This is a genomic window from Cupriavidus sp. 05L411 (assembly GCF_056398045.1).
Genome location: NZ_JBFTOQ010000026.1, coordinates 44,994 through 70,903 on the forward strand (window position 1 = coordinate 44,994; position 25,910 = coordinate 70,903).

At 65.4% G+C, this 25,910-nt stretch carries 24 protein-coding genes and 2 tRNA genes; 15 read left to right on the top strand and 11 right to left on the bottom strand.

From position 1 onward, the window contains the following. The first annotated feature begins 75 nt into the window (after positions 1 to 75). On the top strand, positions 76 to 609 hold the full coding sequence (locus tag AC1DQR_RS26130; protein ID WP_477134044.1) for a PaaI family thioesterase: 534 nt from the start codon (positions 76 to 78) through the stop codon (positions 607 to 609). 97 nt (positions 610 to 706) lie between these two features. Then, positions 707 to 1,324 carry a LysE family translocator gene (locus AC1DQR_RS26135; protein WP_174425066.1) on the top strand — a complete coding sequence of 206 codons (618 nt, stop codon included), beginning with the start codon at positions 707 to 709 and terminating at the stop codon, positions 1,322 to 1,324. Positions 1,325 to 1,713: 389 nt separating this feature from the next. On the opposite strand, the gene rpsU is transcribed toward AC1DQR_RS26135, so the two are convergent. Further along, positions 1,714 to 1,926, bottom strand: a complete 213-nt coding sequence (rpsU, locus tag AC1DQR_RS26140; RefSeq protein ID WP_006158571.1) for a 30S ribosomal protein S21 — start codon at positions 1,924 to 1,926, stop codon at positions 1,714 to 1,716. Between the two features lie 34 nt (positions 1,927 to 1,960). Next, on the bottom strand, positions 1,961 to 2,158 hold the full coding sequence (locus tag AC1DQR_RS26145) for a cold-shock protein (protein ID WP_006158572.1): 198 nt from the start codon (positions 2,156 to 2,158) through the stop codon (positions 1,961 to 1,963). Between the two features lie 129 nt (positions 2,159 to 2,287). Here AC1DQR_RS26145 and AC1DQR_RS26150 point away from each other — a divergent pair. Next, a tRNA-Met gene (locus tag AC1DQR_RS26150) sits at positions 2,288 to 2,363 on the top strand. A gap of 200 nt (positions 2,364 to 2,563) precedes the next feature. Here the strand turns inward: AC1DQR_RS26150 and AC1DQR_RS26155 are convergent. Both AC1DQR_RS26155 and AC1DQR_RS26160 read right to left on the bottom strand, forming a co-directional pair. Beyond that, complete coding sequence (locus AC1DQR_RS26155) at positions 2,564 to 3,892, bottom strand: ATP-binding protein (RefSeq protein ID WP_416049206.1); 1,329 nt, start codon at positions 3,890 to 3,892, stop codon at positions 2,564 to 2,566. Then, a complete protein-coding gene (locus AC1DQR_RS26160) occupies positions 3,893 to 4,627 on the bottom strand; it encodes a response regulator (RefSeq protein ID WP_043347964.1) in 735 nt (244 codons plus the stop codon). A gap of 216 nt (positions 4,628 to 4,843) precedes the next feature. Here AC1DQR_RS26160 and AC1DQR_RS26165 point away from each other — a divergent pair, with 216 nt between their 5' ends. From AC1DQR_RS26165 to AC1DQR_RS26190, 6 genes are all read left to right on the top strand, one after another. Next, positions 4,844 to 5,617, top strand: a complete 774-nt coding sequence (locus AC1DQR_RS26165; protein ID WP_477134060.1) for a MipA/OmpV family protein — start codon at positions 4,844 to 4,846, stop codon at positions 5,615 to 5,617. A gap of 10 nt (positions 5,618 to 5,627) precedes the next feature. Continuing rightward, positions 5,628 to 6,824: an SDR family oxidoreductase gene (locus tag AC1DQR_RS26170; protein ID WP_477134045.1), complete on the top strand. Its 1,197-nt coding sequence runs from the start codon at positions 5,628 to 5,630 to the stop codon at positions 6,822 to 6,824. Then, positions 6,806 to 9,223 carry a penicillin acylase family protein gene (locus AC1DQR_RS26175; RefSeq protein WP_477134046.1) on the top strand — a complete coding sequence of 806 codons (2,418 nt, stop codon included), beginning with the start codon at positions 6,806 to 6,808 and terminating at the stop codon, positions 9,221 to 9,223. The genes AC1DQR_RS26170 and AC1DQR_RS26175 overlap by 19 nt, the downstream gene beginning before the upstream one ends. Positions 9,224 to 9,424: 201 nt before the next feature. Continuing rightward, entirely contained in the window at positions 9,425 to 11,533 is a 2,109-nt protein-coding gene (fusA, locus tag AC1DQR_RS26180; RefSeq protein ID WP_416049202.1) for an elongation factor G, read from the top strand. Between the two features lie 75 nt (positions 11,534 to 11,608). Beyond that, positions 11,609 to 11,890, top strand: a complete 282-nt coding sequence (locus AC1DQR_RS26185) for a hypothetical protein (protein ID WP_416049201.1) — start codon at positions 11,609 to 11,611, stop codon at positions 11,888 to 11,890. Between the two features lie 59 nt (positions 11,891 to 11,949). Continuing rightward, entirely contained in the window at positions 11,950 to 13,035 is a 1,086-nt protein-coding gene (locus tag AC1DQR_RS26190; protein WP_416049200.1) for a tripartite tricarboxylate transporter substrate binding protein, read from the top strand. A gap of 176 nt (positions 13,036 to 13,211) precedes the next feature. On the opposite strand, the gene AC1DQR_RS26195 is transcribed toward AC1DQR_RS26190, so the two are convergent. The 3 genes from AC1DQR_RS26195 to fdxA all read right to left on the bottom strand — a co-directional run bounded on the left by AC1DQR_RS26195 (position 13,212) and on the right by fdxA (position 15,028). After that, positions 13,212 to 13,287 (bottom strand) — tRNA-Asn (locus AC1DQR_RS26195). 209 nt (positions 13,288 to 13,496) lie between these two features. Continuing rightward, positions 13,497 to 14,606, bottom strand: a complete 1,110-nt coding sequence (locus AC1DQR_RS26200; RefSeq protein ID WP_416049199.1) for an NAD(P)/FAD-dependent oxidoreductase — start codon at positions 14,604 to 14,606, stop codon at positions 13,497 to 13,499. Between the two features lie 98 nt (positions 14,607 to 14,704). Continuing rightward, complete coding sequence (gene fdxA, locus AC1DQR_RS26205; RefSeq protein ID WP_043347955.1) at positions 14,705 to 15,028, bottom strand: ferredoxin FdxA; 324 nt, start codon at positions 15,026 to 15,028, stop codon at positions 14,705 to 14,707. A gap of 353 nt (positions 15,029 to 15,381) precedes the next feature. Here fdxA and AC1DQR_RS26210 point away from each other — a divergent pair, with 353 nt between their 5' ends. The 6 genes from AC1DQR_RS26210 to AC1DQR_RS26235 all read left to right on the top strand — a co-directional run bounded on the left by AC1DQR_RS26210 (position 15,382) and on the right by AC1DQR_RS26235 (position 22,106). Continuing rightward, entirely contained in the window at positions 15,382 to 15,915 is a 534-nt protein-coding gene (locus AC1DQR_RS26210) for a hypothetical protein (protein ID WP_253929945.1), read from the top strand. An 89-nt stretch (positions 15,916 to 16,004) separates the two neighbouring features. After that, a complete protein-coding gene (pncB, locus tag AC1DQR_RS26215; RefSeq protein WP_477134047.1) occupies positions 16,005 to 17,183 on the top strand; it encodes a nicotinate phosphoribosyltransferase in 1,179 nt (392 codons plus the stop codon). Between the two features lie 107 nt (positions 17,184 to 17,290). Then, positions 17,291 to 17,977, top strand: coding sequence for a LutC/YkgG family protein (locus tag AC1DQR_RS26220; RefSeq protein ID WP_416049197.1), 687 nt, complete (start codon positions 17,291 to 17,293; stop codon positions 17,975 to 17,977). A 177-nt stretch (positions 17,978 to 18,154) separates the two neighbouring features. After that, positions 18,155 to 19,597 carry a sodium:proton antiporter gene (locus AC1DQR_RS26225; protein WP_416049196.1) on the top strand — a complete coding sequence of 481 codons (1,443 nt, stop codon included), beginning with the start codon at positions 18,155 to 18,157 and terminating at the stop codon, positions 19,595 to 19,597. An 8-nt stretch (positions 19,598 to 19,605) separates the two neighbouring features. Next, on the top strand, positions 19,606 to 20,604 hold the full coding sequence (locus AC1DQR_RS26230; protein ID WP_416049195.1) for a 2-hydroxyacid dehydrogenase: 999 nt from the start codon (positions 19,606 to 19,608) through the stop codon (positions 20,602 to 20,604). Positions 20,605 to 20,636: 32 nt separating this feature from the next. After that, positions 20,637 to 22,106 carry a DNA recombination protein RmuC gene (locus AC1DQR_RS26235; protein ID WP_416049194.1) on the top strand — a complete coding sequence of 490 codons (1,470 nt, stop codon included), beginning with the start codon at positions 20,637 to 20,639 and terminating at the stop codon, positions 22,104 to 22,106. 73 nt (positions 22,107 to 22,179) lie between these two features. On the opposite strand, the gene AC1DQR_RS26240 is transcribed toward AC1DQR_RS26235, so the two are convergent. The 4 genes from AC1DQR_RS26240 to moaA form a co-directional block, all read right to left on the bottom strand. Continuing rightward, entirely contained in the window at positions 22,180 to 22,446 is a 267-nt protein-coding gene (locus AC1DQR_RS26240) for a hypothetical protein (protein ID WP_006158586.1), read from the bottom strand. 183 nt (positions 22,447 to 22,629) lie between these two features. Next, positions 22,630 to 23,907, bottom strand: coding sequence for a molybdopterin molybdotransferase MoeA (gene moeA / locus AC1DQR_RS26245; RefSeq protein ID WP_416049193.1), 1,278 nt, complete (start codon positions 23,905 to 23,907; stop codon positions 22,630 to 22,632). A 35-nt stretch (positions 23,908 to 23,942) separates the two neighbouring features. Next, a complete protein-coding gene (mobA, locus tag AC1DQR_RS26250) occupies positions 23,943 to 24,542 on the bottom strand; it encodes a molybdenum cofactor guanylyltransferase MobA (RefSeq protein WP_416049192.1) in 600 nt (199 codons plus the stop codon). Between the two features lie 46 nt (positions 24,543 to 24,588). After that, the gene (gene moaA, locus AC1DQR_RS26255) at positions 24,589 to 25,713 is read right to left on the bottom strand and encodes a GTP 3',8-cyclase MoaA (RefSeq protein ID WP_477134048.1); all 1,125 of its coding nucleotides are present in this window, start codon (positions 25,711 to 25,713) and stop codon (positions 24,589 to 24,591) included. Positions 25,714 to 25,910 lie beyond the last annotated feature (197 nt).

The following is a 25,910-nucleotide window of genomic DNA, read 5'->3' on the forward strand; positions in this document are numbered from 1 at the left end:
GCGCGCCTGCCGGCAAAGGTTGCTGCGTGCACGAGACACAAAAACAGATCAGAGCGGATCATGGAGACAAAGCAGATGAGTGCGCAAGACACCCTGGCACAGTGGCAGGAAGCGGAACGACTGGCGCGCGCCAGGCTGGGAGGACCGGGTGTGGCATCGCTCGCGCAGTTGAGCGAACGTGCCGGGCTGCAGTTCTTCGAGGACATGCTGGCCGGCAAGCTGCCGGGTGCGCCGATTGCGCAACTGATGGACTTCTTCCCGGTGGAGTTCGAAGCGGGGCGCTTCGTCTTCCAGGGCACACCTGGCCCGCAGCACTACAACCCGATCGGCAGCGTGCACGGTGGCTATGCCGCGACCTTGCTCGATTCCTGCGTGGGTTGCGCTGTCCACACCATGCTGCCGGCCGGCAAGGGCTACACCACCCTGGAGCTGAAGGTGAACTACGTGCGCCCGCTGACCGCCAAGACCGGTCCGATTCGCGCGCAGGGCAAGGTCATCAGCCTGACCACGCAGATCGGGATTGCCGAGGGTCGCATCGTCGACACGCAGGGCAAGCTCTACGCTTACGCCACTACCACCTGCCTGGTTTTTCCGATGCCGGCTGGCTGAGACGTGGCAGGGCCGGCGCCGCTGTCACCGGCAAGCCACGTTGCTTATACTGATGCGTCACCCGCAGGGTGCCCAATCAACGAAACCTGGAGTCGCAATGTCCTTCGAGCACTGGCTGGCCTTTGTGTTGACAAGCATCGTAGTACTGATCATTCCCGGCCCGACCATTCTGCTGGTGATTGGCGATGCGCTTGCCCATCGTGGCCGCTCGGCCTATGCCACCGTGGCTGGCGTTGCCGCGGGCGACCTGACCGCGTTCACGCTGTCGATGGCCGGCCTTGGCGCAGTGCTAGCCACCTCGGCGGCCTTGTTCACGGCATTGAAGTGGGCTGGTGCGGCTTATCTTGTCTACCTGGGCATCCAAGCCTTGCGCGGCGCCTCGCGTGCCGGCGCCATGGCGGTCACGGCACAGTCCGGGAGCAGCCGCCAGCGCTTCGCCAAGGCATGGCTGGTCACCGCGCTGAATCCCAAGAGCATTGTGTTCTTCGTGGCCTTCGTGCCGCAGTTCCTTGACGCGCGCCTGGCCTTCTGGCCGCAGGCCGTGGTGCTGATTCCCACCTTCGTGGTGATGGCGACCGCCAACGCCGCTGTCTACGCGCTGCTGGCGCGTGCGCTGGCCAAGCGCCTCACTACCCAGCGTGCCCAGGCCAATGTACAGCGCGCGGGCGGCATCACGTTGATCGGCGCGGGCGCGCTGATTGCGGCGCGCAGCTGACGCAGGGGGAGTTGCCGACCAAGCGGGCCGCCATGCATTGTGCGGCCTGTTTGTTGCCAGTCGCAGCGTCAAGTGCCGTAGCTTTAACGCGAGGCAATGCGGCAGCAGCACATATGTGCGTCTGGAGCCATTAAAAAGCGAAGAGGGGAGTAAAGTGCTGGCCGTGTCGCACGCAAAGGGCGAACGCAAGCATTGCACCGGCCGCGCTCGATCCGGTTGGAGCGATGGGCAGGGCAGTATCAGGGCCGGTCGGCGGTTGTCAGGCCACGAAGGGCCGGACATCCGACGGCGCCGCTAAAACAAGAAAAATCCGCCAGGCAATGACCGGCGGATTTATGCGGCCTGCGGCAGAAACGCGTCGAAGCGCGCTCGCCGCTTGCTGTGCCGAATCAGTACATCTTCTTCGGCAACATCTGCATGCGCAGGCGTTTGCGAAGGCGCGATTCCGCGGCTTTCTTCTTGCGCTTGCGCTCGGTCGTGGGCTTCTCGTAAGCGGTACGGCTCTTGAGTTCAACGATCAGGCCGGTCTGGAGGATGGCCCGACGGAAACGCCGCATTGCAACTTCAACGGGCTCACCTGGTTTCAAGACGATCTTAGTCAATTCTGTCCTTTAGCTTTGCCGCAAAGCGGCGGGTTCAAACGGGGGAAACATTGGCCGCTTCAGGACCCTTCTTGCCCTGTTGCGACTGGTATTGCACTCGCTGGTTATCTTGCAGCGGAGCACCCCCGCGAACCTGAGAGATGTGGACGAACAAGTCCTTGCCACCAGCGTCCGGGGTGATGAAGCCAAAACCCTTCTGGGCGTTGAAGAACTTGACGGTACCAGTTTCCATGGAAAAATCCTTTTTTGAGCGCAAAGAATGCGCCCACTTGCTTTTACACGTTTACGTAAACGCTGTCAAGAAAGCGTGCCGGAAAAGCTATGCAAATCCGTCAGGGTGGCGTATAGTACGCCCCTCTGACGCGGGGTGGAGCAGTTGGCAGCTCGTCGGGCTCATAACCCGAAGGTCGCAGGTTCAAGTCCTGCCCCCGCAACCAGACCGTATTCTACTAAAAAGCCTGCCCGGAGTCCCGGCAGGCTTTTTGTTTTGTTGCGCGGGCAGATTCCGTCACTACCGAGCTATCACTGCGCCGTCAGGCCGGAAAACGCCATTGCCAGCCAGCCGGCGGTGGCGCAGGCGCCCATCCACGCGAGCAGTACGGTAACGATCGTCGACCATTTCATGGGGGGCGGCTCCTTAACTCGCCAGCTTGCCGGGCATGGCGGGCTCGTCCATGCTTGGCAAGCTGATCACGAAGCGCGCGCCGCCTTCGCTGCTGCTGTCCAGCCTGACCTGGCCGCCATGCAGCAGCGCGATGCGCCGCACAATGGCCAGCCCAAGGCCGAACCCCCCGGTATGACGGTTGCGGCTGGAATCGGGCCTGTGGAAGGGCTCGAAAATGCGGGCGCGCTCCTCCGGCGCAATGCCGGGGCCATCGTCCTCCACCGTCAGGGTCAAGGCGCCTGCCGCGTCGGTCTCGGCGTGCAGGCGGATGGCGCTGCGCGCGTAGCGGGTGGCGTTGCGGCAGAGGTTGAGCAGCGCCCGCGCCACCAGCCGCGGATCGCAGACGTGGTGGGGCGCAGGGCCGCTGGCATAGGCCGACAGCGTGAGCTTGTTATCCGCCACCTCGTTGGCCACGCTGGCCGCGACACTATCGATCAGCTCACTCACTGATACGCGCATCAGCATCATCGGCGCCGCGCCTTGCTCGAGCTGGCCTAGCGTCAGCAGCTCGGTGACCAGTTCGTCGAGCTCGCGCACGTCGCGGCGCAGGTCTTCCAGCCGCAGCACCTGGCGCGCCTGCTCCGCTTCGCCGGTGCCGGCCGACTGCAGCAGCGCGATGCCGAACTCCAGCCGCGCGATAGGCGTTTTCAGCTCATGCGAGATGCCGTGCATCATCTCGCGCTGGTGCACGATCGAGGCTTCGATCTGTTCGGCCATCTCATTGAATTGCCTGGCGAGTGCGGAGATGTTGGAGCGCCGGGGCAGGTTGGCCCGGGTCGACAGCTTGCCGTTGCCGAAATCCCTTGCCGCCTGCTGCAGCTTGTCCAGGTCGCGCCAGTGGTACCACACCCAGGCGATGATCGACAGCAAGGTGGCGAGGGCGATCAAGCCGTAGGCCAGCACCGAGATGTTGGTGTGGTCGTCTTCCTCGCTGTACGCGTGCAGGATCTGGCCATCGCGCAGCGGCAGGTAGTAGTGCTTGGCGTCCTGGCTTAGCACCAGCTTGCCGGCGGCAAGGTCGCTGCGCTGCTGCGCATCGAGATGCGTCAGGCTGGCGGCGTCGACCAGGTCAAACATCTCGCGCGAGTGCTTTTGCAGGATGGAAAGCGCGGCTTCGCGCTCGGGGCCCCGTTGCGGCCCGAGGAATTGGGAGAGCGTAAAGGCATAACCCTTGCGGCTTTCCCGTTCGGTCTCGGTGAAATGCTCATGGAACAGCGGGATAAACGTGTTATTGATGACGGTCACCGCGCCGGCTGCGGCCAGGATCACCAGCAGATAGAGCTTGAGCAGCGAGCGGACCATTCATTCCTCCCATGCCGACGGGCTGAACAGGTAGCCGCGGCCCCAGATGGTCTTGATCTTGTGCGGCTCGGGCGAGGCATCCTCGAAGCGGCGGCGCAGCCGCGAGATGCCGGAGTCGACGGTGCGGTCGATGCCATCGAACTCGATGCCGCGCAATGCCTTGAGGATGTCGTCGCGGCTCAGCACGGTGCCGGCGGCGCGCGCCAGGATCAGCAGCAGGTTGAACTCGGTGGTCTTCAGATCCACCTCCTGCCCGCGCCATGTCACCTGCCGGTTCGGCGGCGAGATCACCAGCGCGCCGAATACCAGCTCATGGCCCCGCTGCGCGGGCGTGGCGGTCTCGGCAACCCGCTCTGCCGCGGCACGGCGTAGCAGGGCGCGGGCGCGCGCCACCAGCAGCCTCGGCTCGATGGGCTTGACCACATAGTCGTCGGCGCCGATCTCCAGCCCCGCCACCTGGTCATACGTATCGACGCGCGCGGTCAGGATCAGCACGGGCACACGCGAGAAAGCGCGAATGCCGCGGCACACCTCCATGCCATCCATATGCGGCAGCATCAGGTCGAGGATGACCAGTGCCGGCCGCAGGGCCTGGACGGCGGCCACCGCGATATCGCCGCGCCGCACCACCTCCACCACGAATTCGTAGTTGCCCAGATATTCGCTGACAAGCTGCGCGAGGCGATCATCGTCCTCGACCAGTAATACCTTGTACTTGGCCATGGTATCGCTCATGACAGGGCTCCCCGGGGCAGAAAAGTGCCGATTCTATCCGGCGAACGACTTGGTTTGGGTGCCGGAGACGCTTCAAGACAAATTTGCACAATTGAACAAGATTTCGCGCGATTTCAGGACAGACAGCCCGGCGCGCCATCCCTAATCTGCGTGCTTCGACATCAAGGCGGAGCATCCGTGCAAGAGCAAACAAGAAATCGGAGGGGCGTGGCAAGGTTGCCGGCAGCGCGCAAAGGCGTGCTTCTCGTGGCCGCGCTGGCGAGCCTGTGCCCGGCAGCGCATGCGGAAAGAACCTATTCCGTTGGCCTGGCCGGCGGCGCCGCACCGCGTTATGCGGGAAGCCGCGACTACCGGGCTGTCGGCGCGCCAGTGCTGCGCGCCGACTTCGGCAACGGTGCCTTCATCGATATGCTGCAAGGCGCTGGCTATACCTACAAGTTCGGCAACGGCATGTTTGCCACCGCCTCGCTCGGCTACGCGCTGGGCCGTACCGACAAGAACCGCGCGGACCTGCCTGGCTCCGATCACCTGAAGGGCATGGGCGATATCCGGGGCTCGCTGATGGGCGCGTTTCAGCTTGGCGCGCGCGTGTACGGCGACACCACATTGAGCGTGACGCTGGACGCGCCGCTGACGCATCGCGAACGCGGGCTGAGCGGGCACATTGACCTGGTCGTGCCGGTGATCCAGTCGGGCGCGCACATGGTGACGCTCGGTCCGAGCGTGCATTACGGCTCGGGCCGCTACATGCAGACCCTGTTCGGCGTGACCGATGCGCAGGCCGCCAACAGTGCCTTCAGCGCGTACGCCCCAAAGGCCGGATTCGATGCCGCGACGCTGTCGCTCGCATGGAACTACACCCTCTCCAAGGAATGGTCGGTGCGCACCCTGGTTGCTGCGACACGCCTGCTGGGGGATGCAGCGAAAAGCCCGATCGTGCAGAGCAAGCAGTCGTACTTCGGCATGAGCTCGATCAACTATACGTTCTGAGGAGAACGCCATGATGTGGGATTGGCACGCCAGCCTGCCCGCGCAGGATCTCGCCGCCCGTGCGCGTGCCTGCGACACACGCCTGCCCGGCGTCGACTCCCTGCTGCTGACCGGCGCCACCGGCTTTATCGGCGGCAATGTGATGGTGGCCGCCATCAACGCCGGCCTGGCCCGGCGCTTGCTCTGCCTGGTGCGCGGCGTGGATGCCGCAGATGCACTGGCTCGCCTGCGCGAGAACGCCATCCAGTGCGGCCTGTTGCGCAGCCGGGTGGACTGGCTCACCGAGGACAACGTATTGCTTGGCGCGCTGGACAGCGATTTTTCGCCTGCTGCGCAGGCGCGCCTAGCTGGCGTCACCCATGTGATCAACTGCGCCGCGATGGCCTCGTTCTCCGCCGATGCGCAGGTCACGCGCATCAACGTGCAAGATACGTTGCGCTTTGCCTCGCGCTTTGCGGGCAGCGCAGCCTTGCAGCGCTTCATTCATGTCGGCACCGCGATGGCTTGCGGCACGCAGCGCGGGCCGAGGATTGCCGAGCGGGATGCCGGCCATGGCGGCACCAGTGATCTCAGCCACCTGGTGCCTTACACGCGCAGCAAGCAGGAGGTGGAGGTGCTGCTGCGCCACAGCTTCCCCGACCTGCCGCTCGTGGTGGCGCGTCCCTCCATCGTGGTGGGGCATACCGTGCTGGGCACGCAGCCCTCGGCCAGCATCTTCTGGCTCTTCCGTATCATCCATCAGTCGCGCCGCTATACCGCGGGCCCGCTTACCCGCATCGACGTGATCGCGGTGGACGACTGCGCGCGGGCGCTGCTGCGGCTCGCGGTCAAGCCCGAACTAGCCTTCGATGCCTACCATCTCTCGGCCGGCGCGCGCGCGCCCACCATCGCGCAGGTGATCGCCGCCATGGACGAGGCGGTCTCGAGCGATGGCGAGCCAGCTTATCGCAGGTGCCCTGCCAGCGAGCTGCCTGCGCTGGCGAGTGACGTGGCACGCAAGGAGCGCAACAGCAACCGGCGCCTGATCGAGCGCGCACTGCGGCTGTACTCGGGCTTTGCCGAGCTTGGCTATGTCTTCGATAACGGGCGCATCCGGGAGGAGATCGATTTCGAGCCCTTGTCGATCACGGACTATGTCAGCGAATGCATGCGCACGTCGCGCGGCGTTGGCATCCTCGAGCAGATGAGTTGGGATTTCAAGTCATGACGGGCATGCGCTCCGCCGTGGCCGCTTGCGTCGACATCGGCCGAGGCATGGTGCTGGCCGGCGGGCTCTGTGCCGTGCTGGCCGCCTGCGGCGGGGACGAGGGCGGGCAGGCACAGGGCGAGCGCTACCGTGCGCAGATTCGCCGCACGAGCTACGGTGTGCCGCATGTGATGGCCAACGATGAAGCGGGCCTGGGTTTCGGCGTGGGCTATGCGCAGGCGGAGGATAGCGTGTGCGTGCTGGCCGACCAGTTCCTGACGGTGGCGGGCGAGCGCGCGCGCTACCTGGGCGGCAGCGCAATGGCTGACCCGGACCGGCTCTTCGACAACCGCGGCTCCGATTTCTTCTACGCGCAGCTCAACCAGGCCAGCGCGCTTGACGACGCGTGGCGCGCGCAGCCGCCCGAAGTGCGCCAGCTGCTCAAGGGCTATGCGGCGGGCTACAACCGCTTCCTGAAGGATACCGGCCGGATGGCGTTGCCTCAGGCCTGCCGCAACGCGCCGTGGGTGCGGGATATCACCGAGCGCGACCTGTTGCGCCTGATGCGCTTCTACACCTCGCTGGACGGCGTGGTGGCTTTCGCCCCGTGGTTGGTGGCTGCCGAGCCGCCGCGCGCCGATGCTGCGCCCGAGCCAGCGCGCCGTGCGCGGGTCGCGCTCGCACAGGCGGCGGTGGCAGGGCGCGCGAGTGCCTATCGGACCGGCAGCAACGGCGTGGCCCTGGGCCGCGATGCTACCGAGAATGCCCAGGGCATGCTGCTGGGCAATCCCCACTTTCCCTGGCAGGGCATTACGCGCATGGTGCAGCTGCATCTCACGCTGCCGGGCCGCATGGATGTGATGGGCGCCACGCTGCCGGGCATCCCGCTGGTTGGCATCGGCTTCACGCGCGAGTTTGCCTGGACCCATACCACGACGTCCTCCGCGCATGAAACCTTGTTTGAGCTGGAGCTCGATCCGGCCGATCCCACGCGCTACCGCGTGGGCGGGGCTTACCGGCCGATGCGGCGCCAGCTGGTGACGATCGACGTGCGGCGCGCCGACGGCACCATCGTGCAAGAGTCGCACACGTTCTACTTAAGCGATTTCGGCATGGTGCTGGCGCTGCCGGACATCGTGCCAGGTTACGGCTGGACCACGGCCAAGGCCTACGCTTTGCGCGATGCCAATACCGAGAATCACCGGATGCTGGCCCAGTGGCATGCGATGAACAGTGCGCGTTCGCTGCGCCAGCTCAGGGAGTCGGTCGAGCGGGTCCTGGGCAATCCGTGGAACAACACCATCGCGGTGGACAGCGGCGGCACGGCATTGTTCATGGCGGCAACGCCGGTGCCGAATGTCAGCGAGGCTCAGCTTGCCCAATGCGGGCGAGGCACGGTGGCAGGCAGGTTCGTGCTGCGCGGCACGCAGTTGTGCCATTGGGGCGAATATCCAGACACGCCGCAACGCGGCATCGTTGACGCCGCGCATCTGCCGGCCATCGAGCGCCACGACTACGTGCAGAACGCGAACGACAGCGCCTGGCTGACCCAGCCGGCCGCGCCGATCACCGGGTACTCGCCACTGGTGAGCCAGTCAGGCTATCCGCAAGGTGGGCGTACGCGCATTGGCATCGCGCAGCTGGAAGCCCGGCTCGCGGGCAGTGATGGCCTGCCGGGGCGCCACATGTCGCTGGCGCAGTTCAAGGCCATGGCGCTCAGCAATCGCGTGTACTTCGCGGAGCAGGTGATGGATGACGTGCTCACGTTGTGTCGCGCCACGCCGGTAGCGCTGACGCGCGATGGCGTGCCGGTCAGGCTGGGGGCCGCCTGCGAACGCCTGGCGCAATGGGACCGAAAGGCCGAGCTGAGCAGCAACATCGGCTATCTCTACTTCGAGAAATTCTTCGCCGCCATCAGCACGCACCCCTCGGTCTGGGGCGTGCCGTTCGATGCGCGCGATCCGGCCCGCACGCCGCGCGGCCTGAAGCTGGGCGATGCCGGCGTCGCGGGGCAGCTGCGGCGGGCGCTGGCCGACGCGGTGCATGCGGTGGATAGCACTGGCATGCGGCCCGATATCACCTGGGGCGAGGTGCAGGGCGCACAGCGCGGCACGCGCAGGGTTCCCATCCATGGTGGCGCCGATGCGCTGGGTGTCTACAACATGATGGAAACCCGGGACCTGCCCGATGGCAAGCGCGAGGTCTTGCATGGCACCAGTTACCTGCAAGTGGTGTCGTTCAGCGTTGCGGGGCCGCATGCCGAAGCGTTCCTTGCCTATTCGCAGTCGTCGGATCCGGCGTCGCCGCATGCAGCCGATCAGACCGAGCGCTTTTCCGACAAGCGCTGGATTGCCCTGCCATTTACCGACGCGCAGATTAACGCCGACCCTGGCTTCAGCGAGAGGCAGATCGCGCAATGAAGGGGCCCCTGGTCGCGGTGCGCTTGCTCGCCTGGTACTAGCGTTGACGTGATGCTGGCGTTACTTTCCGCCGGCGCGCGAGCTAGGGTGAGGTAGGCCGGCACTGGCCGTGCCGGCCCGGCGAGCCGCGCGTGGCGTACCTTACGATGCGGCGCCTGTAGAAGTGTTACTCTTTTGAGTGATGCCTACCAGGAGATCACCGTGAGCCGCAAAACCCCCATCGAGCGCTATCGGAACATCGGTATCAGCGCGCACATCGACGCTGGCAAGACCACCACCACCGAACGCATCCTCTTCTACACCGGGGTCAACCACAAGATCGGCGAAGTCCACGACGGCGCAGCCACCATGGATTGGATGGAGCAGGAGCAGGAGCGCGGCATCACCATCACGTCGGCCGCCACCACGGCGTTCTGGAAGGGGATGGCCGGCAATTATCCTGAACATCGCATCAATATCATCGACACCCCCGGGCACGTGGATTTCACGATCGAGGTGGAGCGCTCGATGCGCGTGCTCGATGGTGCCTGCATGGTCTATGACGCGGTGGGCGGCGTGCAGCCGCAGTCGGAAACGGTCTGGCGCCAGGCCAACAAATACAAGGTGCCGCGCATCGCCTTTGTCAACAAGATGGACCGCGTCGGCGCGGACTTCTTCCGGGTGCGCTCGCAGATTGCCGAGCGGCTCAAGGGCACGCCTGTGCCGGTCCAGATACCGATTGGCGCCGAGGAAGGCTTCCAGGGGGTGATCGACCTGGTCAAGATGAAGGCGACCGTCTGGGACGACACCAGCCAGGGGCTGCACTTCGAATATCGGGAGGTGCCGCCCGAACTGCTGGAACTGGCCAAGGAATGGCGCGAGAAGATGGTCGAGGCCGCGGCGGAAGCCAGCGATGAGCTGCTGCACAAGTACCTCGGCGGCGAGCTGCTGACGGAGGACGAGATCAGGGCCGCGCTGCGCAAGCGCACCGTTGCCAACGAGATCGTACCGATGCTGTGCGGCAGCGCGTTCAAGAACAAGGGCGTGCAGACGCTGCTCGATGCGGTGATCGACTACCTGCCATCGCCGGCGGACGTGCCCGCGATTCTCGGCCATACCGAGGACGACAAGGAGGCCGAGCGCCATCCCAATGACGACGAGCCGTTCTCCGCGCTGGCCTTCAAGATCATGACCGATCCCTTCGTCGGGCAGTTGATCTTCTTCCGCGTCTACTCGGGCGTGGTGAACTCCGGCGACACGGTCTACAACCCGGTCAAGGAAAAGAAGGAGCGGCTGGGGCGGATCCTGCAGATGCACGCCAATGTGCGCAGCGAAATCAAGGAAGTGCGCGCTGGCGACATTGCCGCGGCGGTGGGGCTGAAAGAGGCCACCACCGGTGACACGCTGTGCGATCCCGATCACGTGATCATCCTCGAACGCATGAGCTTCCCGGACCCGGTGATCTCGCAGGCGGTCGAGCCCAAGACCAAGGCCGACCAGGAGAAGATGGGCCTGGCGCTGAATCGCCTGGCGCAGGAAGACCCTTCGTTCCGCGTGCATACCGATGAGGAGTCGGGCCAGACCATTATCTCTGGCATGGGCGAGCTTCATCTGGAAATCCTGGTGGATCGCATGCGCCGCGAGTTTGGCGTGGAGGCCTCGGTCGGCAAGCCGCAGGTGGCTTACCGCGAGACCATCAAGCAGGGGGTGAAGGACATCGAAGGCAAGTTCGTCAAGCAGTCCGGTGGGCGCGGCCAGTACGGCCACGTGGTGCTCGATCTGGCGCCGCAGGCGCCGGGCAAGGGCTATGAGTTCGTCGATGCCATCAAGGGCGGCGTGGTGCCGCGCGAGTTCATTCCCGCCGTGGACAAGGGCATCCGCGAAACGCTGGCGTCGGGCGTGCTGGCCGGCTACCCGGTGGTGGACGTCAAGGCCACGCTGGTGTTCGGCTCCTATCACGATGTCGACTCCAACGAGAATGCCTTCCGCATGGCCGGCTCGATGGCGTTCAAGGAGGGCATGCGCCGCGCCAAGCCGATCCTGCTCGAGCCGATGATGGCAGTGGAGGTCGAAACGCCTGAGGAATTCACGGGCAACGTGATGGGCGACCTGTCGTCGCGCCGGGGCATCGTGCACGGCATGGAGGACATCGCGGGCGGAGGCGGCAAGTCGGTGCGCGCAGAAGTGCCGCTGGCCACCATGTTCGGCTACTCGACCTCGCTGCGGTCCCTGACCCAGGGCCGCGCCACCTACACCATGGAGTTCAAGCACTACACGGAAGCCCCGGCGAGCGTGGCCGAGGCAGTCATCAACAGCCGGCACACGCGCTAGCGCGCATGGAATGGCCGGGCAGGGAAATGGCGCCGCGCGCCATGCGGCGCCGCTTCGACTTGACGGGAGAGTGCAATGGCCAAGCATCCGTTTTCCCAATTCCCCGTGGACGAACAACGAGAAGTCGTGGCCCTGTGCACGCGGCTCGGCTTTGTGCCGGGGGACTTCGAGATCACCGACGAAGGCTTCCAGCCCGATGACGGCGACCCGGCGCAACGCCAGGTCAGCGTGCGACGCCTCGCGATGGACGCGCAGAGCGCCTATGATGCGAGCGAAGGGGCCGGCTGGATCGAGGAGTTCGAGAGCGATCTCGAGTGCGGCCTGTTCGGGCAACCTTCAGGGCAGGCGCCAGCCTAGTGTCCACACATCGGCGCGGCGTCCTGCCGTGCCACAAAAAAATGATTTGGAGACAATCTATGCAGCAGGGTTTGCCGGCTGGCGTGTCAGCGCTTGTGCGTTCTTTCTGGCCATCTTTTTCGTCTGCCTTCCCGTCGGGTTTTGCCGCATCGTCCCTGGCCGTGCATGCCGGCCGGCGCAGGCAACTTGCCGCATGGCTCGCCACCGCGCTCCTTGGCCTGCCGGCTTTGGTCGCGGCACAGGCCGTGGATAGCTATCCCTCCAGGCCGATTCGCGTCGTGGTGCCTTATTCGGCGGGCGGCGGCGCGGACAACGCGGCGCGCGTCATCACAGCCCAGATGAGCGTGCTGCTCAAGCAGCAGGTGGTGATCGACAACAAGCCGGGCGCCAGCGGCACCATCGGCGCCGCGGCGGTCGCGCAGGCGCCGGCCGATGGCTATGTGGTGCTGTACGACGCGTCCACGTTCGTTGTCAATCCGGCGCTGCGCAAGCTGCCGTTCGATGCGGCCAAGGATTTCCTGCCGGTCTCGCTGGCGGTCACGGCGCCCAATATCCTGGTGGTGCCGCCCAACGCCCCCTACAAGACAGTTGGCGAGTTCCTCGGCTACGCACGTCAGCATCCCGGCAAGACAACCTATGCGTCGTACGGTCCCGGCAGCCCCGCGCACATGGTTGGGGAACTGCTCAAGAGCCAGGCCAAGGTCGACCTGCTGCATGTGCCATACAAAGGCGGCGCGCCAGCGCTGACCGACGTGATGGGCGGGCAGGTCGATGCCTACTTCGCCAACGCGGCGTCGGGCTTGCCCTATGTGAAGGCCGGCAAGCTGCGGGCGCTGGCGGTGACTTCCGCCAAGCGCATGCCGGCATTGCCCGACGTGCCGACGTTGGTGGAAAGCGGGCTGGCGGGCTTCGACGTGCTGGAGTGGAATGGTTTCTTCGTGCCCAAGGGCACGCCGCCGCAGGTGGTGGAGCGGCTGGCAGCGGCCGTGCAGGCCGCGGTCAACGATCCCAAGGTTCATGCCCGGCTGCTGGATCTTGGCGTGGTGCCGGTCGGCAGCGGTCCGCAGGCCTTCGGGCAATTCCTGCAAACCGAGCTGACGCGCTGGGCGCGGCTGGTCAAGCAGAACGGCATTGTGATCGAGTAGGGGGAGGTTGGATGGGCGGGATGTGGCTGCGGGGCTTGGACCCGCAGCGGTTCCGCGGCTGGGCGCGGCGTTACGATGCCAAAGCACGATGCATCGAACAAGTCCGATCCCGATGCACAATTGGCGGCGCACAAATGGAAAAGGCCCGCAATTTCTTGCGGGCCCTTCACATTCTTTGGCTCCCCGAGCTGGGCTCGAACCAGCGACCTGCGGATTAACAGTCCGTCGCTCTACCAACTGAGCTATCAGGGAACAGCTGAGAAGAGGATTTTAACCAGTTTCTCGTTTATCCGTCAACACCTGCGCTGTAATTTCTCACTGCCGGTACTGCGGAACTTCTGGTTCCGCCCCGATGTTCCGAGGCAGGGCCGCATTATAGAAGGTCTTTCAGGTCCTTGCCATAAAAAAATCGCCCCGAAGGGCGATTTTTTGCTCCACGCGCTGAGTCAGGCGCGCCAGGCTCAGTCGAACACCGGCGAATCGACACCGAGGATCTTGTGCAGCTTTGGCGAGGTGGTCGTGTACTGCATGTGGATCTTCTTCTCGGGGAAGATGTAGGGCGCGGCGCCGAAAGCGGCCAGCGCGGCTTCATGGAAGCCCGAGAGGATCAGCTTCTTCTTGCCGGGGTAGGTGTTGATGTCACCCACCGCGAAGATGCCCGGGATGTTGGTCTCGAACTTCTCCGTGTCCACCCTGACCTGCTTGCGCTCCAGGTCCAGGCCCCATTCGGCGATCGGGCCCAGCTTGGGCGACAGGCCGAAGAACACCAGCAGGTCGTCGAGCGGCAGGCGGCGGGTCACGCCGTCGGCGCCCGTCACCTTGATCTCTGTGAGCAGGCCGTCCTTTTCCTCGTAGCCGCTGATTTGGCCCACCAGGAACTGCATCTCCATCTGCTCGCACAAGTCCTTCATCTTGGCGACCGATGCCGGCGCGGCGCGGAAGCCGTCGCGGCGATGGATCATCACCACCGATTCGGCCTTGCCGACCAGGTCCAGCGTCCAGTCGAGCGCGGAGTCGCCACCACCGACCACGACCAGGTTGCGGCCGTGGAAGCGGCTCGGATCCTTGACGCGGTAGAACAGCTGTTTGCCGTCGAACTTGTCGATGCCGTCCACCTTGACCGTGCGCGGCTGGAATGAACCCACGCCGGCGGCGATGAAAATGGTCTTGGTGATGAAGCGGGTGCCGAGCGAGGTTTCGACGAAGAAGCGGCCATCTTCGCGGCGCTCCACCACGGCCACTTCCTGGCCCAGGTGGAAGGTCGGCTCGAACGGCTCGATCTGCTTGAGCAGGTTGTCCGTCAGTTCCTGGCCGGTGCAGATGGGCACGGCCGGGATGTCGTAGATGGGCTTGTCCGGATAGAGCTCCACGCACTGGCCGCCAACCACCTTGAGGGAGTCGATCACGTGCGCCTTGATTTCGAGCAGGCCCAGTTCGAAGACCTGGAAGAGTCCGACCGGACCGGCACCGACGATCAGCGCGTCGATTTCCAGCGGGTGACCGCCGCCAGCGTTGCCGGCGGCAACGTGGTTGGTGGCGTCGGCGACGGGGTTAGGGATGCTCAAGTCCATATTCGTCCTGATACGTTGTGGGCACAGGCGTGCCCGGCATTACGGGAAAGCGCGTGGGTGGGGACGGCTTTCTGACCTGTCTTTTGGTGTTGCAGGTATCAGCGTTGCAGGTACTGCAGCTTCTCGGCCGTGTCCTTCCATTCCTCGGCTTCGGCCAGCGGGGCCTTGGTCTTGGTGATGGAGGGCCAGTTGCGTGCCAGCTCGGCGTTCAGGTCGATGAACTGTTGCTGGTCGCCCGGCACGTCTTCCTCGGCGTAGATCGCGTTGACCGGGCATTCCGCCACGCACACCGCGCAATCGATACACTCATCCGGGTCGATGGCGAGGAAGTTGGGGCCTTCGCGGAAACAATCGACCGGACACACGTCAACGCAGTCGGTATAGCGGCAACGGATGCAGGATTCGGTGACAACGTGAGTCATTTCGGTTCCAGAAAAACGGGATCGGCTTCGATGGGAATGGATTTGGCCTGTTGTGCCTTGCTCGTCACGCCGGTGCGGGCCCAACCCAGAGTTCACCGGGTTCACCATACGCGGCGCGAGCGAAGGCCGTGGCCTATCAAAGACCGATATTGTAGCTGAGCCATAACGCTAGGGTAGTCGCTCTATATAGCCAGATCAGATAGTTTTCTTATTTCTTTATGTGCATTTGATCCAAGGCAGCTGGTGTCACGCCTGCCGATGTGCTTTTCTGGCCGGTGCGGCGTTGCCGTTGTATGCTGCCTGAGCTTGCCTGCGCGGTATTGCCGCGTGCCCAACCGAGTGAGGAGTGCTCCATGCCAAGACCAGTCCGGGAGTCGCCGCGCAACTGCCGTTTCAGCCGGGCGGCGAGTGCCTTGCTATGCCTGGCGGCGCTGGCCATGCCAGCCGCGCATGCGCAGACGCTGGCCAAGGCCGGACCGCCGGACAGCGTGGTGGCCCGCCTGATGGCCTGGCGCATGATGAGCGACAGGCCGGTATCCCTGAGTGCGCTGGCGCTCTTTGAGTGGGATGATTTCGGCGTGGTGGTCGAGGCGGCGGGCGAGGGCATGGCCAACTGCGGCCAGGCCGGCTTCCTGCCATGCGATGCGAGCCTGCAGCCCGAGCGCGGCGCGCCGGTGCAGGTGCTGGTGTTCCGTCGCGGCACGCAGCGGGTCTACCAGGAGCGCATCACGGCCCGTTCGGCAACCTTCGCCGAGCCGCTGCCCGCCGAAGTGCCCCGGGCGCAGGCCACGCTGGTTGGCTGCCCTGGCTATCGCGGGCAGGTCCTGTGGTGCCTGCGCGGCAGCGCGCGGGGCCGCCAGCCTGATCCTTTCCTCGATGGCGCATGAGGCCGGCGTGGCCGATGCGGCTTCATAGCTTGAGCGCCGCGCTTTCGGGTAGCATGGCGCTCTGACCCGGCACTGCCGTTTGGCCCGACATGATCATTACCTCATTGCTCGACACCGACCTGTACAAGTTCACCATGATGCAGGTGGTGCTGCATCACTTCCCGGCGGCACAGGTCGAATACCGCTTCAAATGCCGTAACGCGGGGGTCGATCTGACGCCCTACGTGGACGAGATCCGCGAAGAAGTGGCGCAGCTCTGCCAGGTCCGCTTTACGCCGGACGAGCTGCAATACCTGCGCGAGCTACGCTTTATCAAGAGCGATTTCGTCGACTTCCTCGGCCTGTTCCACCTCAACGAGAAATACGTGACGATCGCGCCCGCCGCTCCCGGCAGCGGCGAGATCGAGATCACCATTCGCGGGCCGTGGCTGCATACCATCCTGTTCGAGGTGCCGTTGCTGGCCATTGTCAACGAGGTCTATTTCCGCCGCACCCAACCGCAACCTGACTGGAGCGAGGGGCGCAAGCGCCTGGAAGACAAACTGGCCTTGCTGAAGATGCCTGCCCACGCGGACTGCGTGATTGCCGACTACGGGTCGCGTCGCCGCTTTTCGCGCGACTGGCAGGAAGAGGTGTTGCGGACCATGCGCCGGGTACTCGGCCCGCAACTGGCCGGCAGCAGCAATGTGCATTTCGCGCGCACGCATAACCTGGTTCCGCTCGGCACCATGGCGCATGAATATCTGCAGGCCTGCCAGGCCCTGGGGCCGCGGCTGCGCGATTCGCAGGTGTTCGCGCTGGAAGTCTGGGCCAAGGAATACCGGGGCGACCTCGGCATTGCCTTGTCCGACACCTATGGCTTCGACGCCTTCCTGCGCGATTTCGACCTGTACTTCTGCAAGCTGTTCGACGGCGTGCGGCACGATTCCGGCGACCCCATCGCCTGGGGCGAACGTATGCTGGCGCACTACGCCGCCGGCCGCGTCGACCCGCTGGGCAAGACGCTGATCTTCAGCGACAGCCTCGATATCCCGCGCGTGATCGAGCTGTACGAGCGCTTTGGCGGGCGCTGCCGGCTTGCCTTCGGCGTGGGCACCAACCTGACCAACGATCTTGGCTACACGCCGCTGCAGATCGTCATCAAGATGACCCGCTGCAATGGCCAGCCAGTGGCCAAGCTGTCGGACACGCCCGAGAAGACCATGTGCGACGATCCCGCCTACCTGGCGTACCTGCGGCAGGTGTTCGGCATCAAGGCGCCGGCGTAGGGTTCGAGTTTGATGCAGGCGCGCCGTTGCTGCAGCCCCCAGATCCCTAAGCCGCTAAGCCACTAAGTCACGAAGCCACCAAGCCTCCAACCTCCGGAAATCGACTCATGGACACCACCTCCGCCCGCGATCGCATCTTTGCCCGCATCCGCGCCGCCCAGGGCCGCGCGCCCGGGGTGAGCAACGGCGAGCGCGCGGCGGTGGCCGACTATCTCGCGCGCCATCCCGCCGGGCCCCGCCCGCCGGCGCCGGTGGACCGGATCCAGGCCTTCCACGAACAGGCGCAGAAAATGGCCTCCACGGTGGAGCGGGTGGCCACGATGGCAGACGTGCCGGCCGCGGCCGCGCGCTACCTGGACAGCCTTGGCCTGGCGCGCCGCGCCGTGGCCTGGGACACCCTGGCGGCACTGGACTGGCAAGGGCAGGGCTTGACCGTGGAGTGCCGCCCGCCCATCCGCGATGCGCAGGCCGATCACGACCATGGCGACATGGTCGGCATCACGGGCTGCTTTTGCGTGATCGCCGAGACCGGCTCGCTGATGCTGCTGTCCGGCCCGCAGACCTTCGCTTCGGCGGCGCTGCTGCCGGAGACGCATATCGCGGTGGTGCCGGCCTCGCGCATCGTCGATGGCCTGGAAGACGCCTTCGCGCTGGTGCGCAGCGAGCGCGGGGAGCTGCCCCGTGCCACCAATACCATCAGCGGTCCCTCGCGCACCGGCGACATCGAGCAGACCATTGTGCTCGGCGCGCACGGCCCATACCGCGTGCACGTGATCCTCGTCGAGCAGGACTGAGCGCGGCAGTCCGGGGCGTCCGGAATTGATGGAGCCGCGCGGCGATTGCTTTACACTTGAGGGTCTCGCCGCGCGCCTGCGGCCTGCTTGCCGGGCCACTCGGGCTCGTGCGCTTTCTCCGCTCGCGGCCGCCATCAGGCCCGGGTGACGCAATCCGATACAAGGAGATCCCGCCCGATGCGACGTGCCCCCGCACTGCTGTCCCTGCTGGCCCCGCTGTTGTTCACCCTGCTGTTCACGCTGGCGCCGAGCCTGGCTCATGCCGCCGATCTCGATGGCGCCACGCTGTCGCCAATGTGGGCGTTGCCCTTCGCCGGCACCTTGCTGTCGATCGCGCTGTTCCCGTTGATCGCGCCGCGCTTCTGGCATCACCACTACGGCAAGATCATCGCAGCCTGGGCAGTGCTGTTCCTGGTACCGTTCGCGCAGGCCTTCGGCATGCATGCCGCCGCCGCCAATGCCGTGCACGCGCTGCTGTCGGAGTACATCCCCTTTATCGCGCTGATCGCCGCACTCTATATCGTGGCCGGCGGCATCTGCGTGCGTGGCAACCTGCATGGCACGCCGGGCCTGAATACCGGCCTGCTTGCGCTCGGCACGGTGCTGGCCAGCCTGATGGGCACCACCGGCGCCGCCATGCTGCTGATCCGGCCGCTGCTGCGCGCCAACGACAACCGCAGGCATGTGGCGCACGTGGTGGTGTTCTTTATTTTCCTGGCAGCCAATGCGGGTGGCGCGCTGACGCCGCTGGGCGATCCGCCGCTGTTCCTGGGTTTCCTGAAAGGCGTGGATTTTTTTTGGACCCTGCGCAACATCCTGCCCGAGACGCTGTTCATCTGCATCGCGCTGCTGGTGATTTTCTATTTCGTCGATCGCCACTACTACCTGAACAAGGAAGAAGAGTTGCCGCAGGCAGCGGATCCCACGCCCGATTCCGCGGGCATCCGCATCGAAGGCAAGCGTAATTTCGTGCTGCTGCTGGCGGTGGTGGGCCTGGTGCTGATGAGCGGGCTGTGGAAGCCCGGTATCGAATTCAACGTGATGGGCACCATGGTCGGCCTGCCGGCGGCGGTGCGCGATGTGTTGCTGGTGGTAGTGGCGCTCGTGTCCTTGGTGATCACGCCGGGCACGGCGCGCACGGGCAACGAATTCAACTGGGAACCGATCCTGGAAGTCGGCAAGCTGTTCGCCGGCATCTTCCTCACCATCATTCCCGTGATCGCCATGCTCAAGGCCGGCACCGACGGCGCCTTCGCGAGCGTGATCCGCATGGTCAGCGATAGCGGCGGCCAGCCCATCGACAGCATGTATTTCTGGGCCACGGGCATTCTTTCGTCTTTCCTGGACAATGCGCCGACCTACCTGGTGTTCTTCAACACCGCGGGCGGCGATCCCGCTACGCTGATGACGCGCGATGCCTCAACGCTCGCGGCCATCTCGGCCGGCGCCGTGTTCATGGGCGCCAATACCTATATCGGCAACGCGCCCAACCTGATGGTCAAGGCAATTGCCGAAAGCCGCGGCGTGCGCATGCCCAGCTTCTTCGGCTACATGCTGTGGTCGATCTGCGTGCTGGTGCCGCTGTTCCTGGTGATGACCTTTATCTTCTTCCGCGTGTGAGAGTGAGCATGACCAAGCCTTCCGTTCTCGTGACCCGCGCCGTCTTTCCCGAAGTGATCGACCGGCTCGCGCAGTACTTCGACGTCGACGACAACCAGCCGGACGTAGCGCTGGATGGCGCCGCGCTCAAGGCGCGCCTCGCTGGCAAGGCCGGTGTGCTGGCCAATGCCGCGGACCGCATCGATGCCGGCCTGGTAGCCGGGCTGCCGGCCTTGCGCGCGGTCTGCAACATGGCGGTAGGGTACAACAACCTCGATGTGCCGGCGCTGACCGCCGCCGGGATTGTGGCCACCAATACGCCCGATGTGCTGACCGAGACCACGGCCGATTTTGGCTGGGCCTTGCTGATGGCGACCGCGCGCCGCGTTACGGAGTCCGAGCACTGGCTGCGTGCTGGCAAGTGGGAGCGGTGGAGCTACGACATGTTCCTTGGCATGGACCTGTACCGCAGCACGCTCGGCATCCTTGGCATGGGCCGCATCGGCCAGGCCCTGGCACGCCGCGCTGCGGGGTTTGGCATGTCGGTGCTCTATCACAACCGCAGCCGATTGCCCGAGGACACCGAGCGCGCGCTGAACGCGCGCTATGTCAGCAAGGCCGAGCTGCTCGCACAGTCCGATCATTTGCTGCTGGTGCTGCCGTATAGCGCGCAGAGCCATCACAGTATCGGCGCCGCCGAGCTGGCGCAGATGAAGCCGTCGGCCACGCTGGTCAACCTGGCGCGCGGCGGCGTGGTCGACGACGCTGCGCTGGCCCGGGCGCTGTGCGAACGGCGCATCTTTGCTGCCGGGCTCGACGTATTCGAGGGAGAGCCACAGGTCCATCCCGACCTGCTGACGGTGCCCAACGTGGTGCTGACCCCGCATATCGCCAGCGCTTCGGAGAAGACCCGCCGCGCCATGGCGGATCTGGCCGCTGACAACCTGATCGCCGTGCTCGGCGTGGGGCCGCAGGCGGGGCAGCCGCCTTCGGTGATCAATCCCGAAGTGATGGCGCGCCGCCGCTGATCCTCTCGCTGCCAACACCTGCCAACCTATTTATGACGTTGATTTCCCTGTTGACCCTGGCCCTTGCACTGGCAGCCGTGCTGCTGCTGGTCGTGTTGCTGCTGCGACCCCGCGTGGCACAGGACGGTGCCGGCCCGGAGCTGCTGCGCCAGCTCGCCGATCTGCGCGCCGAAGGCGCGCGCGGCAATGAGCGCCTGGAGCGTGAGCTGCGCACCGAGGTGACTGAGAGCGCGCGCGTCGGCCGTGGCGAAGCCGGCCAGCAGATGATGCGTTTCCAGCAGGCTCTATCCTCGCAGCTCACCAGCATCGCCACGCTGCAGAACAACCAGATCGATATGTTCGCGCAGCAGCTTGCCAAACTGACCGAGTCCAACGCCCAGCAGCTCGAGCAGGTCCGGCAGAACCTGCTGCAACAAGGCCAGCAGGCGCGCGACGAGCAAGGCAGCGCGTTGCGCCGGTTTGGCGACGGGCTGCAGCAGCAACTGGCGCAGATGTCCGAGGGCAACGAGCGCCGCCTGGGCGAAGTGCGCGCCACGCTTGAGCAACGGCTCAAGGAGATCGAGGTCAACAACGCGGCCAAGCTCGAGGAGATGCGCCGCACCGTCGACGAGAAGCTGCACGCCACGCTGGAGCAGCGGCTGGGCGCGTCCTTCAAGCTGGTCTCGGACCGGCTCGAGCAGGTGCACCGGGGCCTTGGCGAAATGCAGGCGCTGGCCCAGGGCGTGGGCGACCTCAAGCGGGTGCTGACCAACGTCAAGTCGCGCGGGACATGGGGCGAAGTCCAGCTGGAGATGCTGCTAGAGCAGGTGCTAACCGCCGAGCAGTACGCCAAGAACGTGGAGACGGTGCGCAATACTGGTGCGCGCGTGGAGTTTGCGATTCGCCTGCCGGGCAAGGACGCTGCCGGCGGGCAGGTGTGGCTGCCCATTGATGCCAAGTTCCCGAAGGAACAGTACGAGCGCCTGCTCGACGCGCAGGAGCGCGGCGATGTCGATGGCGTGGCGCTGGCCGGGCGCGAACTGGAAGCCGCGATCAAGCGCGAGGCCCAGACGATCTCCGAGAAGTATGTGTCGCCGCCGGCGACCACGGACTTCGCCATCCTCTTTCTCCCCACCGAGGGGTTGTATGCCGAAGTCTTGCGGCGCCCGGGGCTGGCCGACCTGCTGCAACGCAATTTCCGCGTCACGGTAGCCGGGCCGACCACGCTGGCCGCGTTGCTTAACAGTTTGCAGATGGGGTTTCGCACCCTGGCGCTGGAGCGCCGCTCAAGCGAAGTCTGGGAGGTGCTGGGCGCAGTCAAGACCGAGTTCGGCAAGTTCGGCGATGTGCTGGCCAAGACCCGCGACACGCTGGAACGCGCAGCCCGCAACATCGAGCAGGCCGAGGTGCGTACGCGCCAGATGGAGCGCAAGCTGCGCACCGTGGAAGCGCTGCCGGGCGAGAACGCGCAGGAACTGCTTGGCCTGGCCGCTGTGGTGGATGACGAGACCGCAGGCGGTTGAGGGGGCAAAGAACGCTGGGCAAAAAAAAGCGCATCGATTCGATGCGCTTTTTACATTTCGGCTGCTGGCGGCTTCAGGACAAGTCGCGGATTGTCACCTCGATGCCGCCGAAACGCGCTGCCACCCAGTTGTAGGCCTTGCAGGCCAGCCACAGCAGGCCGAAACCGATCAGCGCATTGAGAATCAGTGCCGTGAAGACGGTGATGCCGGGCAGGTCGCCATAGCGGATAAAGGCCACGAACAGACCCAGCGAGACGATGGGTACCGAAAAGCACAGGTACACGAGCACGAGCGCGCGGGCGGTTTTGACCGGGTGGAGGTACGCAATCTCCTGATTCATGACAGCTTGGGCAGTAAGCAAAGTAATGTTGCGCAAGTGTATCCAATGGGGGAGGCGGCGCATAGTCCGGCACTCGCGGGGTACGGAAAACCGCCGATCTGCTTGCTAAACCCCGGCAAAACTGCTGCGCAAAAACGACACAAAGGTGCAGCCGGCGTACCGTGGCGGGCTTTCTGCCAGCGCTCACATCAGCCCGTCGAACAGCATGACTTCAACCTCGTCGCCGGCGGCGACCATGCCCTGTTCGTGCCCGAGCACGATGAAGCAATTGGCCTCGCTCATCGAGCGCAGCACGCCCGAGCCCTGCTGCCCGGTGATGCTAACCTGCCAGCCGCCCTCCGGGGCAGGTGCCAGGATGCCGCGCTGGTACTCGGTGCGGCCAGGTTTCTTGCGGATCGCCTGGGCGCTGCGCACGCGCATCAGAGGCAGGGGCGCCACCTTGGCGCCCATCTGGCGGTGCAGGGCAGCCCGCACGAAATGATAGAACGTCACCATTACCGCCACGGGGTTGCCCGGCAGGCCGAACAGCAGCGCTTCGCGGCCGTGGGAAGCGATGCGGCCGAAGGCCATGGGCCGGCCGGGGCGCATGGCGATCTTCCAGAAGGTCACATCGCCAAGCTGGGCCATGATCTGCTTGGTGTAGTCGGCTTCTCCCACCGAGACACCGCCCGAGGTGATGACCGCGTCGGCGTTTTCGCACGCGCTGCGGAACGCCGCTTCGAGCGCGGCGGGATCATCGTGCACCACGCCCATGTCGATCAGGTCCACGTTCAGCCGCCGCAGCATGCCGTGCAGCGTGTAGCGGTTTGAGTCGTAGACGCAGCCCGCATCGAGCGGCTCGCCAATGGAGCGCAGTTCGTCCCCGGTGGAGAAGAACGCCACGCGCAGGCGGCGCCGCACCTTGACTTCGGCCACGCCCAGCGACGCCAGCAGCCCGAGGTCGGCCGGCTGCAGGATGCGCCCGGCGGCCAGTGCCGGCTGGCCGATGGCGAGGTCTTCACCCCGCAGGCGACGGTTGTCGCCGGCCCTTACCACCTTGGCATCAAAGCGAATCAGCTCGCCCTCGACGGCGACGAATTCCTGTGGAATCACGGTGTCGCAGCCGGCCGGCATGATGGCGCCCGTCATGATGCGCGCTGTCTGCCCGCGCGCAACCGCTTGCTCGCAGGCAGCGCCGGCGAAGGCGCTGCCGACCACAGCCAGGGTCACGTTGCCGCCCGCGGCCAACTCGCTGCTGGCGAACGCATAGCCGTCCATGGCGGAGTTGTCGTGCGCAGGCACGTCCAGCATGGAGATGACGTCTTCGGCCAGCACGCGGTCGAGCGCGGTGCGCAGGGCGACCTGCTCGGTGCCCCTCACAGGCTCGACCACCTCGCCGATGATCTGGTTGGCCTGCGCCACCGGCAATGCACCGGGATCGTAGTCGGACAGGCAGGAAATGACGGATTGTAGTGATGGCATGGACCGTTCCCGGGGCAGCGGCCTGGCTTGGGTTGTCAGCGCGTTTCCAGCGTGCGCAACTCATCCAGGGTATTGATATTGGCGAAGGCGCCGGCGTCTTCGAACAGCACTTCGGCCAGGCGGTGCGAGGCGGCCCAGGTTTCGATCTTGCGGCCGCCGCCGTTGAGGAAAGCCACCAGGCCGTCGAGCGCCGTGACCGGCATCAGGCAAAACACCGGCTGGACCTGCCGGCGGCCATCCGCGTCGATGGTGACGGGAATGGCCATCTCGGCGCCTTGCGCGTCGATCGCGCTCGCCAGGCGCGCGGCCAGGTCGGATGGCAGGAAAGGCGAGTCGCAGGGCGCGCTCAGCATCCAGCCCGTCTGGCACTGTTCCAGCCCGGCCAGCATGCCAGCCAGGGGCCCAGCGAAGTCCGGCACCGAATCGGTGACCACCGGCACGCCGAAGGACTCATATGCGGCCAGGTTGCGGTTGGCGTTGATCAGCATGCCGCCGGTCTGCGCGGACAGGCGCATCAACGTATGCATTGCCATGGGCGCGCCACGAAACGGCTGCAGGCCCTTGTCGGTGCCGCCCATGCGGCTGCCCCTGCCGCCGGCCAGGATCAGGCCGGTAATGTCTTCGCGAGAAATCATCGGGGGATGGGAGGATAGGGTGATGGGTTGGGCGGGGCAGCTGTGGTCAGCCGCCAATATAGGACATCTCGATCTTGTTCTCGGCACGCGCCTGCCGCACCGCGGGGTCGCTGCGCTGTTCGGAGTAGTGATCGGTGCGCCCTTGCCAGACCCCGGCAATGGCGTTCGAGATTTCCAGGTCGCTGTGCTCGCCGCGCAGCAGCGCGCGCAGGTCGTAGCCTTCGGTGGCGAACAGGCACAGGTAGAGCCGGCCTTCGGTCGACAGGCGGATGCGGCTGCAGTCGCCGCAGAAGGCGTGGGTCACGCTGGAGATCACGCCGATCTCGCCGGCGCCGTCGCGGTAGCGCCAGCGCTCGGCGGTCTCGCCGCTGTAGTTGGCTGGGATGGCTTCCAGCGGGAAGGCTTCGTGGATGCGGCGCACCACTTCGGCCGAGGGCAGCACCTGGTCCATCTGCCAGTGGTTGCTCGCGCCCACGTCCATGAACTCGATAAAGCGCATGATGATGCCACTGCCGCGGAAATGTGCCGCCATCGGCACGATCTCCCCGTCGTTGGTGCCGCGCTTGACCACCATGTTGACCTTGATCGGCGCCAGGCCGGCCGCCTGGGCGGTCTCGATGCCGTCCAGCACGTCGCGCACCGCGAAGTCGACATCGTTCATGCGGCGGAAGGTGGCGTCGTCGATGGCGTCCAGGCTCACGCTCACCCGCGTCAGGCCTGCATCGCGTAGCGCGCGCGCCTTGCGGGCCAGCAGCGAGGCGTTGGTGGTGAGGGTGAGGTCCAGTGGTTTGCCGGACACCGTGTCGATGCGCGCCAGCATTTCCACCAGCTTCTCGATGTTCTTGCGCAGCAGCGGCTCGCCGCCGGTGAGGCGGATCTTCTCGACCCCGTGCGCAACGAAGAGGCGAGCCGCGCGCTCGATTTCCTCGAAGCTCAGCAACTCAGAATGGGGCAGGAAGGTGTAGTCCTTGTCGAACACCTCTTTGGGCATGCAGTAGACGCAGCGGAAATTGCAGCGATCCGTGACCGAAATGCGCAGATCATGGAGCGGCCGGCCGCGCGTGTCGGCAACCAGCCCGGACGGTGCGGTGAGCACGGCCGGAATGCTTGGCGTCATCGAGCGGTAGCGATGATCGCGCAGGTCGAAAATGGGAATGACGGATTCGGTCATGGCCTGGGGGCGTGGCAGTGCGGGTGACGGGCGGTTCTGGCGCGATTGCATGGGGCAGCATCGCCCGTTCCGGGCACCATCTTTCGGGTGCCATCTATTTGTCATTCTAGCCGAGCCGGGCATGGTACCGCCGGCATCACCCGGGACAAAGCCCGCAGACATGAAAAAGGGACGGCATCGCCGTCCCTTTTCTTGCT